1 protein-coding gene is annotated in these 288 nt (G+C 69.8%); it reads right to left on the bottom strand.

The features are described 5' to 3' along the window. Positions 1 to 98 precede the first annotated feature (98 nt). A partial coding sequence (locus NLU14_RS21480; protein ID WP_275710460.1) for a MipA/OmpV family protein occupies positions 99 to 288 on the bottom strand: 190 nt, incomplete at its 5' end.

Genomic DNA, 288 nt, shown 5'->3' with positions numbered 1-288 from the left:
AGCGGGTCTTGGCTTCAGCCAACTCTCAACCGCTCAGGCGCGGTCCCCCGGGGATGGCCGAGTCTTAGGCGTTCGGGCCGGCCAGGTCCAGCGATGCTTCAGAAGCTGTAGGCAAGGCCGAGACTGCCCAGCCACTGGCCGCGCGCGCCGGCGGTGCGGACGATCGGCGAATCGCCGAAATCGCCGATCAGCCTGCGATAGGTGCCGCCGGCGAAGAGCTGCACGCCATGGGTGAGGTCGCCGCTGAGCGACACCGCGCCACCCAGGCCCGCGGTCCAGTCCTTCCAG

This window comes from Marinobacter iranensis, assembly GCF_029207565.1.
In the GTDB taxonomy this organism is placed as follows: Bacteria; Pseudomonadota; Gammaproteobacteria; order Pseudomonadales; family Oleiphilaceae; genus Marinobacter; species Marinobacter iranensis.
Note: the sequence above shows the minus strand (reverse complement) of the source record. Positions and strands in the feature narration are given on the sequence as shown.